Source organism: Schaalia sp. lx-100 (assembly GCF_021083625.1).
In the GTDB taxonomy this organism is placed as follows: Bacteria; Actinomycetota; Actinomycetes; order Actinomycetales; family Actinomycetaceae; genus Pauljensenia.
In genome coordinates this window covers 149,516-165,519 of the sequence record NZ_JAJNRP010000007.1, presented here as the reverse complement: position 1 = coordinate 165,519, position 16,004 = coordinate 149,516, and the positions used below count along the sequence as shown (strand labels likewise).

Genomic DNA, 16,004 nt, shown 5'->3' with positions numbered 1-16,004 from the left:
TAAGTCATTCACAGGTATTTCTCATACTTGCGCTGTACTTTTCCTATGAACTCAGGGAAATCCCTGAAGAAACATCCGCTATCAGGGTAATCCCTTATAGCGCACCTCGTTACCGTTCAGTTAGTCTGAACGACAGGAAAGAAACCGCTATGCGTGACATCAGCCATGTGTATGTCTCGCGTACTATTGAAAGAAGAACACATGTCAAACCCTTACGCAGCGCCTACACCGGATAACAACCACGACGTGGAAACAACTGCTCCAACAACAAGCGCGCAAGCCCAACCTTCTGCTTCTGAAACTGCTTACGAGCAACCACAGTACGGCCAGCCCGCACCTCAACCTGAATACGCACACAGCGCACCTCAAACGCCTTACGGACAACCGCAATACGGCCAACCCCAATATGGGTACAACCAACCGATTTACACCACCCCTAGCCCAAACTATGTGGATGTTGAATCCTTAAAATCAAATGCCACGATTGCTTTCATCTTGTCCCTCTTAGGGATTATCGGCATCATCCCCTTTATCGGCCCTATCATCGGATGGGTGTGGGGTAGCAGTATCGTAAATAAGGCCATCGCTGCAGGTATTCCTGTTGAGGCAGTTCAGCAGGCAAAATGGGCGAAAATCCTCGGCATTATCGGTGTTGCTCTGTGGACATTCCTCATTATCCTCCTCATAGTTTTCACCTTTATTTTCATTGTCACATTTGCAAGCCACGCCCCCATGTGGATGCACTGATTTTCAGCGCCACACTCTCTGTGCCCGAGTTACGTTTTCCTGCGTTACTCGGGCACCATGTTTTAGCCCCCTCTCCCCACGGAACACTCCCATCACCGATGCGGGGGCGACAAGAACATTTTCCACATGCCTGGCCCCTCACGGGACAGTCCCATCACAGTGGGGACACTCATTTTCACAACTCACCACACCTCACCCGCACCCTACTTGCAACACACTTTTACGTCATACCCATCTGAAACGCGCTACCCTTCAGATTCTTTTCATTCGCGCAGACACAGCGAACTCACATACTCTTGTCCTATGACACCCGCTCCTTTCGCCAGCCCTCAACGTTCACATGAGCGCACTATCCGACGACGCGTCGGCACAGACGAAGAACTCATTTCATCTTTACATCGACTCGACAATCGAAACTACGGCTCCTATAAATCAGTAATTGGCACATGGGATTACGGTGATTTCACTATCGCGATTGACCACATTCAAGCGGATCCTTATGCGCCGCCTTCATCTGTGCGACTACTGGCCAGCCCTTCACATATGGGACTGCCCGATGAATCCTTAGCAAGTCACCATGCTCGCGTCGCCACCGCCGACTTCCTGATTCGTACTTTCATAGCAAAACTAGGTGCGCACAATTCTCAAGGTGCCATACATATTGCCCGCATCGGACAAGAAATCCTTCAACGCTCCACAGCAACTGTTACTTCCGATCGCGTGGAAATTCGTTTCCAGGTGCAACTGCCTGCACGTGGCCGAACAATTATGGGTCACGCTGCCGCGCGTCTTTTTGACGAAGACATCCCTGATCTTGCTTTAGATTTATGTGACTTTATCTCTGACAATGCTGACGTTCACAAAAAAACCGCGGACCTACTCACTCACATCCACACATACCTTGACCACCAGCATCTGCAAACAGAACTGACCCGAAAAAAATGGGTAGCTTTTATTGCTGATGGCGCGATGCTTGCCCGACGCAGCGGTGTTTCACAGGAGCCCTTAGCAGATGGCGTTCCCTTTACGTCTCCCGACACGTTACGCGCACATGTTGACCTCCCTTACGCAGGTCGCATTAGCGGAATGGCAATCCCTGAAGGAGTCACCATCATCGTTGGCGGTGGCTACCACGGGAAATCCACTCTTTTATCCGCAATACAACGCGGCGTATACGCGCATATTCACGGTGACGGCCGTGAACTAGTCGCAACACTTCCTGATGCCATGAAGGTACGGGCCGCAGATGGGCGAGCCGTTACCGGCGTGGATGTGTCCCCTTTCATTAGTCACCTTCCGGCGGGCACAGATACACGAGATTTTTCAACCGTCAATGCTTCAGGCTCCACCTCACAAGCCGCAGCGATTATGGAAGCTATCGAATTTAACGTTCCTGTGCTGCTATTAGATGAGGACACGTGCGCAACTAACCTGCTGATTCGTGACTCGCGTATGCGGGCACTGGTCGAAGCTGACCGTGAACCGATCACCCCTTTCGTTGATCGAGTCAGATCTTTTGCTCACGATTACGGGGTATCAACGATTATGGTGATGGGTGGTTCAGGGGATTATCTTGATGTGGCCGATCATGTCCTCATGCTCGATACCTACCACTGCTACGACGTGACCAATCGGGCACGCGAAGTAGTTGCACAGATGCCGCGACCTGTCACGCACCTCGATGTCGCAGATATTTCGCTGGCACGCACACCTTTACGTTCACGCGGTTCAGGTGATAAACCACGAACAAAAGTCAGCGGAACAACACATATTCAGCTCGATAAGCAAAATGTTGATTTATCAGATCTGGAACAGATAGTCGATCAAGGCCAAACTGAAGCTATCGCATGGGGCATCCGGATGGTGCTTGAACATCTCGCAGACGCTAAAACCCCCTTATCTGAACTGTTAGTTCGTATGGAACGGCTCATAAATTCTGAAGGTTTAGATACATTAACCAAAGCCGGAGCACGACCCTATCCGGCATTTTTAGCTAGACCACGCCGCGTAGACCTTGGAGCTGCAATCAGTCGGGTACGGCATTTGACATTGGTACGACACGACGTCTAAGAAAAGTAGGTGCAGGAACTGTACCCGCTTCCTTCAAAGATATTTATTGTGAGTATTAATCCTTGATTTACCTCAAAGGAGGCCACCCTCACGAATTAAAGAACAGCACAGCCTCAGGGAATATTCAGGGGCGCTTCAGGGGCTACCCTACTATCATTTCAAACGTTTATGACATGCAATAGTACACATGAGTATTACACCAGTTGTACGTTTACAGTCAGTATCGAAAATCTACGGTTCCGGTGAAGCACAAGTCATCGCTTTAGATAATGTCAGTGTCGACTTTGCTCCACGTGAATTCACAGCCATCATTGGTCCCTCTGGATGCGGTAAATCAACAATGCTGCACACCCTGGCAGGCCTCGACCATGTCACCAGTGGAAGTGTTACCGTTGATGGAGTAGCCCTCGATAGCCTCAATGACAATGCTTTAACAGAGCTTCGACGTGACCGTATTGGATTCATTTTTCAAAGCTTTAACCTAGTCCCTACCCTTGATGCTCAAGCAAATATTTTGCTACCACTACGCCTAGCAGGACAAAAAGCTGACAATCAATGGTTCCAATCCATTGTTAAAATTCTTGGCCTTGAAAAACGCCTCACACACAGGCCCCATGAATTATCCGGCGGGCAACAACAACGTGTAGCTGTCGCACGGGCACTCATATCACGCCCAGCCGTACTTGTTGCTGACGAACCAACAGGTAACCTCGATTCACAAGCTTCCCGTGAAGTGCTCGGACTTTTACATTCTGCCGTGAAAGAACTCAACCAAAGCGTCATCATGGTGACTCACGACCTTACATGCGCCGAAGCTGCCGATCGTGTACTCGTCATGCGCGACGGCCACATCGTAGAGGATATGCGTCACCCACAAGCTGAAGCATTGCAGGAGGCTTTACGATGAATCAGCTCCTACGAGCAAATCTGCGCACCCACGCACGCCGTTACATTGCCACTGGACTTGCCGTTGTTATTTCAACCGCTTTCATTATGACGTGCTTATCTTTAGGCGCAGGATTACAAAACTCTTTAACCCAAAGAATTACTGATCGTTACCACAGCACTGCTGCTATCGTCTCTTACTCAGTCGATAGTTCCCACGAAAATTCTGCTTTCAAGGACATGGATCAAGTCGCAGATGCCATACAAACTATCGACGGTGTGAAAAATATTCACAAGTACTGGATGTTCCCAGCCTCTGCCATAACAGGAGAGGAAAAATTCCCAGTATTTTTAACAACTCTTGCGACCGAACCTTTCACCCAACCGCACATTGTGGAAGGAAAAGTACCAGCCAAAGCCTCAGAAATCACTATAGACAGCGCACAAGCTTCCTCTTTCAACCTTCACGTGGGTGACAGCCTCACCATAACTATTGACAGTGCCGGCGTACAAGCAGCAAAAAACGTCATGACCATCAGCGGTATCACCAAAGAGCCACTGGGAGCCTTTCCTTCAGCGGTGGTCTTACCTGAAGGCGCCAAGTTAATTCTCGGCTCATTCCAACCCCACGAGTTACTCATATCCGACGGAAATGTTCAGCCCAGTGCTGATACGCAAAAAAACCTTGTTGAACGTATTGAAACACGACTGGGAAAAAATAGCGGATTCACCGTACAAACAGCACACGCTGCTTTAGAAAAGGAGTTAGAACAAGCACGTATGGGTGGTAATACATCCTTGGCTATGATCCTTGTATTCCCACTCATCGCCGCAGCCGTCGCCATTATCGTCGTGAGCACAACTTTCCAAGTGGTCATGACTCAACGCCGCCGCGAGTTTGCTTTACTGCGAGCAATTGGGGCGAAAACTCGGCAAGTACGATCCCTGGTCATCTGTGAAGCAGTGATGATCGGAGTTATTTCTGCTCTCATTGGCGTACTCTGTGGCGCAGCACTCGGGGCAGGTATTCTGGCTTACTTTGACCTCGTTCACTTAAGTCTTTCAACCTTATTCCCCGTCACCTCAATGGTTATTACATGGGCGAGCGCAACATTCGTGACATTACTTGTTGCTTTACGTCCCGCACTGAATATGGCACGTATTTCACCTGTAGCAGCACTGTCACCTCTGGAAAACTACAATACAGAAGCCAAAAAATCACGCCGCATATTCCTCATAATATCCACTCTGGTTTTTCTGGCCTCTGCCGCTTCAATGTCCTGGTTCGCTTTTAGCAGTACCAACGATCATGCTTTCAATTTCGCGTTAGCCAGTGGCTTCGTGGCCCTGATCGCCTCAATGATCCTATGCGCCGCCCTACTTCCCTACGTCGCCTACAGTTTAGGGCGATTGACCCGCGGAATCATCCCCCAGATAGCACGTGAAAATATCATCCGTTCAACCGGACGTTCAGGAGCAACAGCGGTTGCCATCACCATTGGTGTCACCCTCATGACAATGATGGCTTTAGGCGCGTTCTCTGTCCAAAAAACCCTGATTACTGAGGTTGACACGCAACGCCCTTACGACCTTAATGTGTCCACACAAAACACAGAAATCAGCAGTGACCTACAACAACGTATTGCAACAACTCGCGGTGTTCAAGTAACTGTCCCTGTACGTCAAATCAACGCCACACTGTCGCAAGCACACAAACAGTCAGATGCTGAGGTCATGCAATTCATCCTGCGTGGCTATCCTGATTTGAATTCCGTCGCACATTCACCTGTAGAACCAATAGCGGATGATACTGTGCTGCTACCTGACATGGATTTGCACGTAAATGATGGCGATAAAGTCACGGTGTGCGTCACCGAGAATACATGCGCAACACTCACCGGACATATTCAAAAAAACGTGTACGACGGGGTTCTGCGCGTATCAGAACGCACACTCACATCATTAAGCCCCCAGGCTCCAGTCGGCATGGTTATTGTGAAACTGGCATCTGACGCGGACGCTATCACCGTTCAATCAGACTTAGCTTCCATTGATTCCTCATTATCAGTTGATGGAGCCGCCATTGAACGCGCCATGTACATGAAAATAATTCACGTTATTTTGATGATAGTCCTCGGATTGCTAGGGATTTCCGTTATCGTCGCACTGGTAGGTGTCACAAACACCCTGTCCTTATCCGTACATGAAAGAACACGTGAAAATGGGTTGCTTCGTGCCCTCGGTATGAAACGGAAAGATATGCGCTGGATGCTGGCCGTTGAAGCCCTGCTTATCGCCTGTGCTGCAACGCTGACCGGCATCATCTTGGGCACGGGATTTGGTATCGCAGGTGTGTACGCTTTACCAATATCTACTGACCATACCCTCATTGTTTTCCCGTGGGGCATCGTTGCAGGTATGTCGGCTTTAGCTATCGGTGCCGCATTGGTGGCTTCATGGTTGCCAGGCCGCCGAGCTTCACGAACCAGCCCAGTGGAAGCATTGGCTCATGAATAACTGGTGAGGTGACGGAGTGGCGACGCGGTAGCATGATGGAATAATGGCGCGCTAGCGCACCATCTTGAAGCGCAAGCGCTTTCGCTACTCTCAACCTCGTGAAACAGCTGAAGCGGCAGCTTGCAACAAAATCCCTTTCAAGCAACCTCATGAAAGGGCTAGGCGCTGCCCTGAAGTAAAAGCACAGATGAGCGAGGAGGCGGGGGCGGGTGTGTGGCACAATGGCAAGCCACACACCCGCCCCCGCCGCTTATGCGCCTCACATCTCACATGCGGCCACCTCATGAACATTCAATGCCCCACACATGGCACCCTAGAAGACGATGACACTTTCACATTCTTTTACTGCCGAACACCAACCGATACAGGTTCACCCCCACAACGCGGCACACCCGCCTCAAGCGCGTAAGAAAACAGGCTACCGAGTACGCGATATTCACGGTGACCATTTTGACGACCCGTGGGACTGGCTGCGCGACAAAAATAACCCTGAAGTCATTGCTCATATGGCAGCAGAAAATACGTGGACAGATCACGTATGCGCGCCGATACGTGATTTCAGTGACCGTATTGCCAACGAAATTCGTTCTTTCACAGTCCTCACAGATGCTACTGTCCCTATCCGATACGGCCATTACTGGTGGTTTTCCCGCTGGAATAAAAACCAGCAATATCGCACACACTATCGCCTGTATGCCTCAGCACATCAGGACAGGCCCCCTCAAATTGACGCACACTGCGTCGGAGCGCAAGAAGAACTAGTCCTCGACGAAAATGCTCACAGCTTCGGTCATGAATATTTCCGCCTGGGTGAGCTTATTCCCAGCCCATGCGGTCGTTTTGTGGCATGGTCATGTGATACTTCAGGAGATGAACGATGGGATTGGACAATTCATGAGGTAAGTACAGGACGTGTGATTGACACGACCATAACAGGAACAGGTACAGGTTTTGCTTGGTCATCTGATTCATCCGCTTGTATTTATACCCGCGTTGACCACGCATGGCGACAGCATGAAGTATGGGTACACACCGTAGGGGATCAAGCCCAAACAGATCGCGTGTTACTTCATGAAGATGATGAAGGTTTTGACCTGTGGTTTTCCCCCTCACCTGATCCTGCGCATGTGGCTATCCATGCGACCTCACCCACAACAGGACAAGCATGGCTGTGGTACACAGATCACCCGTATACGCCACCACTGTGCATCACCCCGCGTGAAAAAGATGTCATGGTCACCGTTGAGCCTGCGGGCGATCATCTGGTCCTCGTTCACACGCGGCATAACCAAGAAGGCACCGTCGCACTTGCCCCTCTACCTATGGCCCAACCCGCCGGTCACACGCAAAACACACGCCCCTTTGCCTCACCTGATATCTGGGTTACTTTACGTGAAGCCGGGGCCGGCGAGCGCATACTTGACGTTGAAGCCTACCGTGATTTCCTTGTTCTTTCTTTACGTTCAGGTTCACTGCCGCATGTTGAATACTGCCAACGACTCAGTCCGCCTCAGGTAAAGAAAAGTCACCGCCTACAGGACATATGGGGGCAGTGGACACGAATCTCCACTGATTCACCTGTGCGCACACTCATGCCCAGTCATTGTGGCCCATTCGATACACGTTCTTTACGTATCGCGCATCACAGCATTACTGTGCCGCCCACATGGGAACTTATCACCCCATCTACAGGCGAACGCGTCCACTTGAAAACACTGGAAGTACCTCATTGGGATCCTTCTGATTTCGTAGAACAACGCGTATGGGTTCAGGCACGGGATGGAAAAACACGTATTCCTGTCACCATTGTTTATCCGAAAGATGCCACACCTGATGGCTCACATGCAGCTTGGTTGCACGGGTACGGTGCCTATGAAGTCAGTTTCGATGCCGAATTTGATACGGGCCTACTGCCTGCCCTGACACGCGGAGTCATTCATGTGATTGCGCATGTGCGCGGAGGCGGTGAATGCGGACGCGCATGGTATGAGGACGGGAAGAAAAGCTCAAAAATTCACTCATTCACAGATTTTCTGGATGTCGCACAATGGCTCATTGACACAGGTTGGGCGCATCCAGATCGTCTGATCGCGCAGGGGCGTTCTGCCGGCGGTCTGCTCATGGGGGCGGTTATGAATGAAGCTCCTCAGCTTTTCCGTGTTGTCTTAGCTGGGGTCCCTTTCGTTGATGCTCTCACCACTATTTTGGATGCTTCGTTGCCGCTGACATCTGGCGAATGGGAAGAATGGGGTAATCCGATAACGGACCGGCACATATATGAGCTTATGCGAGCGTATTCTCCATACGAGAATGTACGTGATCGCGTGGCTTATCCTGCGTTAATGGCGACTACATCTATGAATGACACTCGCGTGTTTTTTGTTGAACCAGCGAAATGGGTGCAGCGGATACGTGAGGCGACGATTTCTGACCCGCTGCTTTCACCTGTTGTTTTACGGACAGAAATGGTTGCTGGTCACGGTGGTCCATCTGCACGTGAGGAACGGTGGAAAGCGCGGGGTGAAGAATCATCTTTTGCACTTTCGCTCGTAGGTATCCGTCATTAGTTTGCTGCGTTATCGTAAACTTTGCCTGTAAAACACGGATGACAAAGCAAGGAAAATCACAGAAAGGCTACGATTTCCCTATGACACTGACAGTAGCGGTTGATGGCTCATCTTTAGGGAACCCAGGTGCTGCAGGATGGGCGTGGGTACTTTCTGAGCAATGTTGGGATGCAGGCGGCTGGGAAATTGGGACAAATAATTTAGGTGAACTCAACGCCATTCGTGAACTACTCCGTGCCACTGAAGCTGCCGGACTTGCCGACCAGCCACTGCATATCCTCGCCGATTCACGCTACGCCATTGACGTGGTGACAAAATGGCGGCACGGGTGGAAGAAAAACGGCTGGAAAAAATCCGACAAACAACCCATTAAGAATCTGGAACTTATTCAAGATATTGACGTACTGATCGCAGGACGCACAGTGGAGTTTACGTGGGTGAAAGGCCATGCTGGTCATCCTTTGAATGAACAAGCTGATGCGCGTGCGCGAGCTTGTGCTCAGGCCTATCAGGATGGCACTGAGCCGCCAACTGGCCCTGCTTTCCGCTATTTTTTAACGCAAACCCCGGGTAGCCTCGCAAATATTGACTCTCAGATCGCAGATCCTCATTCACACGTGCCCGCACCAGCCGATGATGCTTCCTCAAAAGAAGTATCAGTGCAGGCTTGCTCGAAAACAGATGACGATATGCTTCGCGTTATCCGTGACACGCATACGTTGTTCTTACAAGCGTGGATTAATGGGGATCAAGACACTGTGAATCAGTTGTGCGCTCCACGCTGTCATCGTGTGTGGCCCAATGGTCAGGTAACAGAAAGTATGAGTGGGCCTGTTCCTTCGTCGTTATCTGTTGGTCGAGTGGATGTGCGTCCTCTTGGTGAAAGCGCGTGGTTGGTGTGTCACCGTATTCAGTGGGATTCAGGTTCGGCTTTCGACCTCGCTGTGTGGGAACAGAAAAAATCACATGATACGCCTTCTTTGGGGCGCGCAGATATCCCGACTTCACGACCTGTGTATTTAGTTCACTATCAATCCACACCCATTGCTTTGTCCTGATTTTCCCCTCACTGACACGTTAGGTTTACGTTATGCGCACCTCAACATATCGGCAGCATGGATGCATCATTCACGAACACCGTTTCACTGTTCCTTTAGATCACCGTGCTCAGGCTCATACTGCTTCTGGTACCGCTGAACAAGAATCAGCAAAGGCAACGTCCATTCGGCTTACGCACAATGAAAGCATTGAAATTTTTGTTCGTGAAGTAGTCCCAGAAGGCGGCGAAAACTTTCCTTACCTGTGTTATTTACAAGGCGGACCTGGTTATGGTTCACCGCGGGCCGGTGATTTCCGTGACGGATGGTTAGGGTTCTTGCTGAAAAAATACCGTCTGGTCCTTCTGGATCAGCGCGGCACCGGACAATCAGGTCGTTTAGATGCGCGTAGCCTATGTGAAGATGATCGTTTCAGGACATCTGATGGGAACCTTGACGCGCAAGCTTTAGCGGATTACCTCATGTTTTTCCGCCAAGATCAGATTGTCTACGACGCAGAATACGTGCGACACGCATTGGCTGGCGGCAAACCTTGGACCACGTTGGGGCAAAGTTTCGGCGGATTCATTACCACATCATACTTGTCGTTAGCTCCTGAGGGTTTAGAGAAGTGTTTTATCACCGGTGGTCTACCAGGATTTACCCATGTCGATGACATTTACCGCCTCACATATCAACAGACGGCTGCACGTAACCGCATGTACCTGCGTATGCACCCTTCAGATGAACGTACTATCCGCGAAATAGCTGCTCATGTGCGTGACACGGAAGAATTCTTACCTACAGGTGAACAATTAACTTCTGACCGTTTCCGTATGATTGGTCTGGGGCTTGGTACTCAAACACGTACAGACATGCTGCATTACCTACTTGAGGGGCCGTGGGTAAATATTCGAGGGCAGCGACGTTTATCTCACCAATTCCTTGAAGATATCTCCAACGAGTTAGCTATCGCCCCCATGTACGCGGTTCTCCATGAAACTATTTATGCTGGAACAATTCGTGACATATCTGACCGTGCAACAGGTTGGTCTGCTGATCGTTTAGCTCAGCAAATCCGTGGCTTTGTTCCTGATGCTGACCCGTTAGATATGGGCGAACCTTATTATTTGACCGGTGAACATATGATGCGTTCTCTGTATCAGACCTGCCCTGCACTGCAACCTTTCGCTGAGGCTGCCGACATTTTGGCTCAGCGTACAGACTGGCCCTGCGTGTATCGTCCTGAGGTTTTGGCTGATAATGATATTCCTGTAGTAGCAACCGTGTACTACGACGACATGTTTGTTCCACGGGAACTGTCAATGGATACTGCGGCGCTCATTCGTGGGACACGCACATGGGTTACTAATGAGTATCAGCATGATGGTCTACGGGCTTCTGGTACACGTGTCCTCGAATATATGGCCTCGCTCTTGGAGGATTGATCGTATCGGACGTATCGATCCTTTGTTGGCTTGTGATCGTCACTGGGCTGGCTCCAGCCGGCCCAGATTTCACGGCTTTATGCCGGAATCTGTCCACGCTGTGTTCATGTATCTGCTTTTTGTTTCTTTCCAGCAGCGCTCAGCAGATAACACCGGTAGTCTTTTCTATAAATGCTTATATGAACCCCTCCTACAACTGACGGAGAGATGATGAGTACCTTGTCTTTGCCTTTAACTTCAGCGGCTGTCCGCGATTTTGTCGCCGAAAACCCGCAGGCTCTTAAAGATGCAGCAGCGGCTGCAGGCACTGTTTTCGCCTGGTATTCCATGCCTGATTTCGTGCGTTCGCGTTCTCTTCGTTTCATCGCTAAAACTGCTGTACTTGCAACGCAAGTAGTGGTTGCTCAGCGTAGTGTGGCAAATCAAACCTGCGCAGATCCTTGGCTAGAGGACGTGGAAGAAGAACATGTTCCCGATACTCCTACGGATTCCTCAGATGTCTTACAGACAGAGCACTCCGATTCTGAAACTTCTCATGAGTGTGGCTGCTCGCACGATCAAAGCGTGTGCTGCAGTCAGGATTTACCTGAAGATTTCATGTCACAGGTAAAAGAAAATCCTTTGCCTTTTATTGCTGCTGGCCTTGCCCTTACAGGTGCGAGTATTGCCGCCTCTGTTGCTGGTGAAAAATGGCTGTTCCGTCGCGCAGAACGCCGTCGATTCTCTGGAAAGAAGCTGGCTCATACTGCACAGGCCCTGCCTTTGGCTCTGCTCACTGGCGCCTGTTCTTTAGCTGCGAATGCTTTCCTCAGTAATTGCGCATACGATCAGGATTAGCCTCAAATCTTGAAAGCTTGTGCTCCCATTTATCCATTATGTGACGCTGCTCGTGAAATAGCTGCATGAACGCACAATATCGTGTATGCCTTTATCGCCTCATATCCGCGGTGCGCGTGGCATACAGGTGAGGATTCCACATTTTTCTTTGTTACTTTGACGGTGAAGAATATCAAGCAACGCAACCCTGCATGATGTGTGAAGCTCTAAGGCTGCTGGGCGTTAGGCTGAGGGAAACACAAGCGCCACACACTACGAATACATGTGACCTACATGAAAGGCAAAGCAGTGAACGAACCGGTATTTGAAGCGATTAACTGGAACCGCATCGAGGACGAGAAAGATCTTGAGGTCTGGGATCGTTTAACCGGTAACTTCTGGCTCCCTGAAAAGGTGCCGTTGTCTAACGATATTGCTTCGTGGAAAACATTGACTCCTGAAGAACAACAAATGACGAATCGCGTATTTACCGGTTTAACTTTGCTTGATACTTTGCAGGGCACAGTTGGTGCTATCTCATTGATTCCTGACGCGCGCACACCTCATGAAGAAGCTGTACTCACCAATATCGCGTTCATGGAATCTGTTCACGCAAAGTCTTATTCGTCGATTTTTTCCACCTTACTGTCAACGGAAGACATTAATGCGTCTTTCCGCTGGTCAACAGAAAATGAGGCTTTGCAACGTAAAGCAGAAATCGTGAAGTCCTACTATGAGGGTAATGATCCCGAAAAACGGAAAGTCGCGTCCACGATGCTGGAATCTTTCCTGTTTTATTCCGGTTTCTATGCTCCAATGTACTGGTCATCACATGCGAAGCTGACGAATACTGCTGATCTGATTCGGTTGATTATCCGTGACGAGGCCGTTCATGGTTACTACATTGGTTACAAGTACCAGCTTGCTGTAGCGGAATCATCTGAAGAACGCCAACAAGAACTCAAAGATTACACCTTTAGTTTACTTTTTGAACTGTATGAAAACGAAGAACAATACACAGAAGATCTGTACGATCCGCTGGGCTTAACCGAAGATGTCAAGAAATTCCTGCGCTACAACGCGAATAAAGCATTGATGAATCTAGGGTATGAAGCTTTATTCCCATCAGATGAAACAAATGTGAATCCCGCGATTTTAGCCGCACTGTCACCGAATGCAGACGAAAATCATGACTTCTTCTCTGGTTCAGGATCCTCATATGTTATTGGTGAAATCGTTGACACAGAGGACGAGGACTGGGATTTCTGATCGACACGCAACGCGGTAGCGAACAAGTGACGAATGCATTACCTGCCCACCTACTTTTCATTACGAAAATGCGGTGGTCAGGTACGTATATTTGCCACGTGTCATAGAGGGAAGTCATTGTGGAAAATCAGCTGGATAAATGCGGTGATACCATGACCATTACCCACTGGAACCAATGGCGTAGCAAACGCACACAGGCCCTGAAGGAACCCCACGGCTGGTTATCATTGACATCACTGACCTGGCTATCAGATATTCCTTCACCCATACCTCATTTCCCAGGTTTATGGTCTGTCATTTTTTCACCGGAAAACAACGTATTCATTGTGAACGTTCATGCGGATAGTGATACAGAATTTTTCCGTGATGGTATGCCTGTGCGTGAGGCAACATTCGTGTTATCACGGGGCGAATCCGATATGTCACTGAGCTACAAAGACCAAATCGCGGAGGTTGCGCAGCGAGGCGAAGGGTCCCTCATCCGCATACGCGATCCACATTCTGCCCTGCGCACGTCATTTACCGGTGTCCCTGTCTGGGATTTCACTCCCACATGGATTTGCCCGTGTGTGCCGATGTGGGATGAGGAAACTTCAGTAATTACTGTGACCAGTGCTCAAGAAAATTTAACGACATCCCTTACTCGTGTGGGAACTGTCCGCGTTTCTTTACCTGACGGCTCACACATTACTTTAACTGTGACTGGCAGTGTCAATGAGCCTTCCATTATTTTCCACGATCACACAAATGGTGTTGATACTCCACTGTGGCGTGTAGCCCCTCTTGTGTACTGCACATCTGAGGGGAATATTTCAGGCGGCCAATGGTTTATTAATTTCAATTGTTCCCAAGTATTTCCCAGCCATTTCACACCTTTTGGCACATGCCCTATGCCACCAGCAGGCAACAAAATTCCCCTGCGAGTAGAAGCAGGTGAGAAATCACCAATCCTGTCGTAAAAAACCTTCCTGTAGGCCCACCAGAAGCTCTGCCGAATTCTTTTACCTAGGGAGCACACATGAAATGTGTAGCTTCCATTCCGATACGACACCCACGAAAGTCCTCGTTTACAGTACGGATAATCGGAAGTACAGCCCATATCTTCAGTTTTATATTTTTGAGGCACATGCGGAACATACCCGTCACACTTTCATGTCCTACACCCCATGATTGATGAGGAGCAGACCGTACACAAGCGCGCACTCCTACTGAACCATTAAGAAAAGTCACACACACTGTTTTTATAGGCACATTTCAGCAAAGCGCCACATTTCAATGATTTTGCTGAAAATAAAGGCGAAAGAAGGGAAATACAAAAACTTTACCGACAGATTTTAGGTTCAGAATACACCTCAATGTGGACTTGACCGTTAGACTGGCGGTGGGCCAAGTGTCAACATATGACTACGATAGCCAGATACACCCAGTGTAAGGAGACGAGATGAGCATCTTTGACCGCTTCGAAAACGCAGTCGAACGCGGACTCAACGGCGCTTTCTCGCGCGTATTCAAATCTGGAATAAAAGCAGTTGATATTAATTCAGCTATCCGGCGCGCACAAGACGAAAACCTTCACGAAGTCTCCACTGATCGCACAGTCACACCAAACCATTTCCTCGTGCGTCTTTCCTCCTCTGATCTAAGCAATCTCAGTCATGATCTTGATGCACTCGCCGCAGAATTTGCTGAACAAGCCACTCAACACGCTTCCGCCAGTGGATACGCGCTCCTTGGGCCTATTTCTGTCGAATTTTTCGCAGACGAAACAGAAACAACCGGCCATCTCACCGTGGAAGCCTCCAGCGTACGCGGCCATGTTGCGCCAGCAACAAATGTGGCACCGTCACCCGAACACCCCATTGTTGAAATTGATGACCGCCGGTGGCTACTCACAGAAATCGTCACTGTTATCGGGCGAGGCTCTGAATGTGACATCGTTGTGAACGACACTGGCGTGTCACGTCGTCATCTTGAACTTCGTATTACCCCCACCGGAGTAATTGCCACAGATCTCGGCTCAACAAACGGAACTTTCGTTGAAGGACACAAGATTGACGCCGCCACACTGGTAGACGGAAATGAAATCGTCATTGGCCGCACCCCTATCCTCTTTTGGACACATACCAGTGAAAGTGAGTCGCATATATGACATCTGATCTCACATTCACAGTCTTACGTTTAGGATATTTGGCTCTCATGTGGATCCTTGTCCTTGGGGCTGTTTCTCTTTTACGCCGTGACATTTTCGGCACAATCGTCCTTCCTCGCGGTAAAGGACGAAAAGATCACGACGCGCGACGACGCGAATCCCGTAAAGACCGCCGCAATGCTGATCGCAAAGGCCACATTTCAACTCCACATAACTTGCTGGTTACTTCAGGGTCACTTGTTGGAACCCTTATCCCACTGGGTTCTTCCCCTATTGTCATTGGCCGCTCACACGCGTCCACACTGGTCCTCGAAGACGAATACGCATCTGGCAGCCACGCACGTTTAACACCTGATAATCAGGGGAACTGGTGGATCGAGGACTTAAATTCACGTAACGGAACAATTGTTGATGGGGAAAGACTAGTTGACCCTCGACAATTACAGATGGGACAGACCGTACATATCGGTCAAACCACACTGGAGTTGGTGAGGTAGCA

At 49.5% G+C, this 16,004-nt stretch carries 12 protein-coding genes; all 12 read left to right on the top strand.

The features are described 5' to 3' along the window. Nucleotides 1-201: 201 nt before the first annotated feature. The 12 genes from LRP54_RS06620 (at nt 202) to LRP54_RS06565 (ending at nt 16,002) form a co-directional block, all read left to right on the top strand. Nucleotides 202-747 carry a hypothetical protein gene (locus LRP54_RS06620; protein ID WP_231235437.1) on the top strand — a complete coding sequence of 182 codons (546 nt, stop codon included), beginning with the start codon at nt 202-204 and terminating at the stop codon, nt 745-747. A gap of 303 nt (nt 748-1,050) precedes the next feature. Then, nucleotides 1,051-2,817, top strand: a complete 1,767-nt coding sequence (locus LRP54_RS06615) for an ABC-ATPase domain-containing protein (RefSeq protein ID WP_231235436.1) — start codon at nt 1,051-1,053, stop codon at nt 2,815-2,817. A 187-nt stretch (nt 2,818-3,004) separates the two neighbouring features. Beyond that, nucleotides 3,005-3,724: an ABC transporter ATP-binding protein gene (locus LRP54_RS06610; protein ID WP_231205668.1), complete on the top strand. Its 720-nt coding sequence runs from the start codon at nt 3,005-3,007 to the stop codon at nt 3,722-3,724. Continuing rightward, nucleotides 3,721-6,219 carry an ABC transporter permease gene (locus LRP54_RS06605; protein ID WP_231235435.1) on the top strand — a complete coding sequence of 833 codons (2,499 nt, stop codon included), beginning with the start codon at nt 3,721-3,723 and terminating at the stop codon, nt 6,217-6,219. The genes LRP54_RS06610 and LRP54_RS06605 overlap by 4 nt, the downstream gene beginning before the upstream one ends. A gap of 323 nt (nt 6,220-6,542) precedes the next feature. Continuing rightward, on the top strand, nt 6,543-8,786 hold the full coding sequence (locus tag LRP54_RS06600) for a S9 family peptidase (RefSeq protein ID WP_231235434.1): 2,244 nt from the start codon (nt 6,543-6,545) through the stop codon (nt 8,784-8,786). Nucleotides 8,787-8,866: 80 nt separating this feature from the next. Beyond that, nucleotides 8,867-9,844, top strand: a complete 978-nt coding sequence (locus LRP54_RS06595) for a ribonuclease H family protein (RefSeq protein ID WP_231235433.1) — start codon at nt 8,867-8,869, stop codon at nt 9,842-9,844. Nucleotides 9,845-9,876: 32 nt separating this feature from the next. Beyond that, the gene (locus LRP54_RS06590; RefSeq protein WP_231235432.1) at nt 9,877-11,271 is read left to right on the top strand and encodes an alpha/beta fold hydrolase; all 1,395 of its coding nucleotides are present in this window, start codon (nt 9,877-9,879) and stop codon (nt 11,269-11,271) included. Between the two features lie 210 nt (nt 11,272-11,481). Continuing rightward, nucleotides 11,482-12,108, top strand: a complete 627-nt coding sequence (locus tag LRP54_RS06585; protein WP_231235431.1) for a hypothetical protein — start codon at nt 11,482-11,484, stop codon at nt 12,106-12,108. Between the two features lie 273 nt (nt 12,109-12,381). After that, nucleotides 12,382-13,356 (top strand): class 1b ribonucleoside-diphosphate reductase subunit beta, encoded by a 975-nt coding sequence (gene nrdF / locus LRP54_RS06580; protein ID WP_231205791.1) that lies wholly within the window; start codon nt 12,382-12,384, stop codon nt 13,354-13,356. Between the two features lie 119 nt (nt 13,357-13,475). Next, nucleotides 13,476-14,315, top strand: coding sequence for a DUF1684 domain-containing protein (locus LRP54_RS08485; RefSeq protein WP_231235430.1), 840 nt, complete (start codon nt 13,476-13,478; stop codon nt 14,313-14,315). Nucleotides 14,316-14,797: 482 nt separating this feature from the next. Continuing rightward, on the top strand, nt 14,798-15,505 hold the full coding sequence (locus LRP54_RS06570; protein ID WP_231205675.1) for an FhaA domain-containing protein: 708 nt from the start codon (nt 14,798-14,800) through the stop codon (nt 15,503-15,505). Continuing rightward, entirely contained in the window at nt 15,502-16,002 is a 501-nt protein-coding gene (locus LRP54_RS06565) for an FHA domain-containing protein FhaB/FipA (RefSeq protein WP_231205676.1), read from the top strand. The genes LRP54_RS06570 and LRP54_RS06565 overlap by 4 nt, the downstream gene beginning before the upstream one ends. The last annotated feature ends 2 nt before the right edge of the window (nt 16,003-16,004 follow it).

What these genes read in the sequence shown, in the direction of transcription:
- LRP54_RS06620 (WP_231235437.1), top strand. Translation starts at nt 202, where the DNA reads ATGTCAAACCCTTACGCAGCGCCTACACCGGATAACAACCACGACGTG.
- LRP54_RS06615 (WP_231235436.1), top strand. Translation starts at nt 1,051, where the DNA reads ATGACACCCGCTCCTTTCGCCAGCCCTCAACGTTCACATGAGCGCACT.
- LRP54_RS06610 (WP_231205668.1), top strand. Translation starts at nt 3,005, where the DNA reads ATGAGTATTACACCAGTTGTACGTTTACAGTCAGTATCGAAAATCTAC.
- LRP54_RS06605 (WP_231235435.1), top strand. Translation starts at nt 3,721, where the DNA reads ATGAATCAGCTCCTACGAGCAAATCTGCGCACCCACGCACGCCGTTAC.
- LRP54_RS06600 (WP_231235434.1), top strand. Translation starts at nt 6,543, where the DNA reads ATGACACTTTCACATTCTTTTACTGCCGAACACCAACCGATACAGGTT.
- LRP54_RS06595 (WP_231235433.1), top strand. Translation starts at nt 8,867, where the DNA reads ATGACACTGACAGTAGCGGTTGATGGCTCATCTTTAGGGAACCCAGGT.
- LRP54_RS06590 (WP_231235432.1), top strand. Translation starts at nt 9,877, where the DNA reads ATGCGCACCTCAACATATCGGCAGCATGGATGCATCATTCACGAACAC.
- LRP54_RS06585 (WP_231235431.1), top strand. Translation starts at nt 11,482, where the DNA reads ATGAGTACCTTGTCTTTGCCTTTAACTTCAGCGGCTGTCCGCGATTTT.
- nrdF (WP_231205791.1), top strand. Translation starts at nt 12,382, where the DNA reads ATGAAAGGCAAAGCAGTGAACGAACCGGTATTTGAAGCGATTAACTGG.
- LRP54_RS06570 (WP_231205675.1), top strand. Translation starts at nt 14,798, where the DNA reads ATGAGCATCTTTGACCGCTTCGAAAACGCAGTCGAACGCGGACTCAAC.
- LRP54_RS06565 (WP_231205676.1), top strand. Translation starts at nt 15,502, where the DNA reads ATGACATCTGATCTCACATTCACAGTCTTACGTTTAGGATATTTGGCT.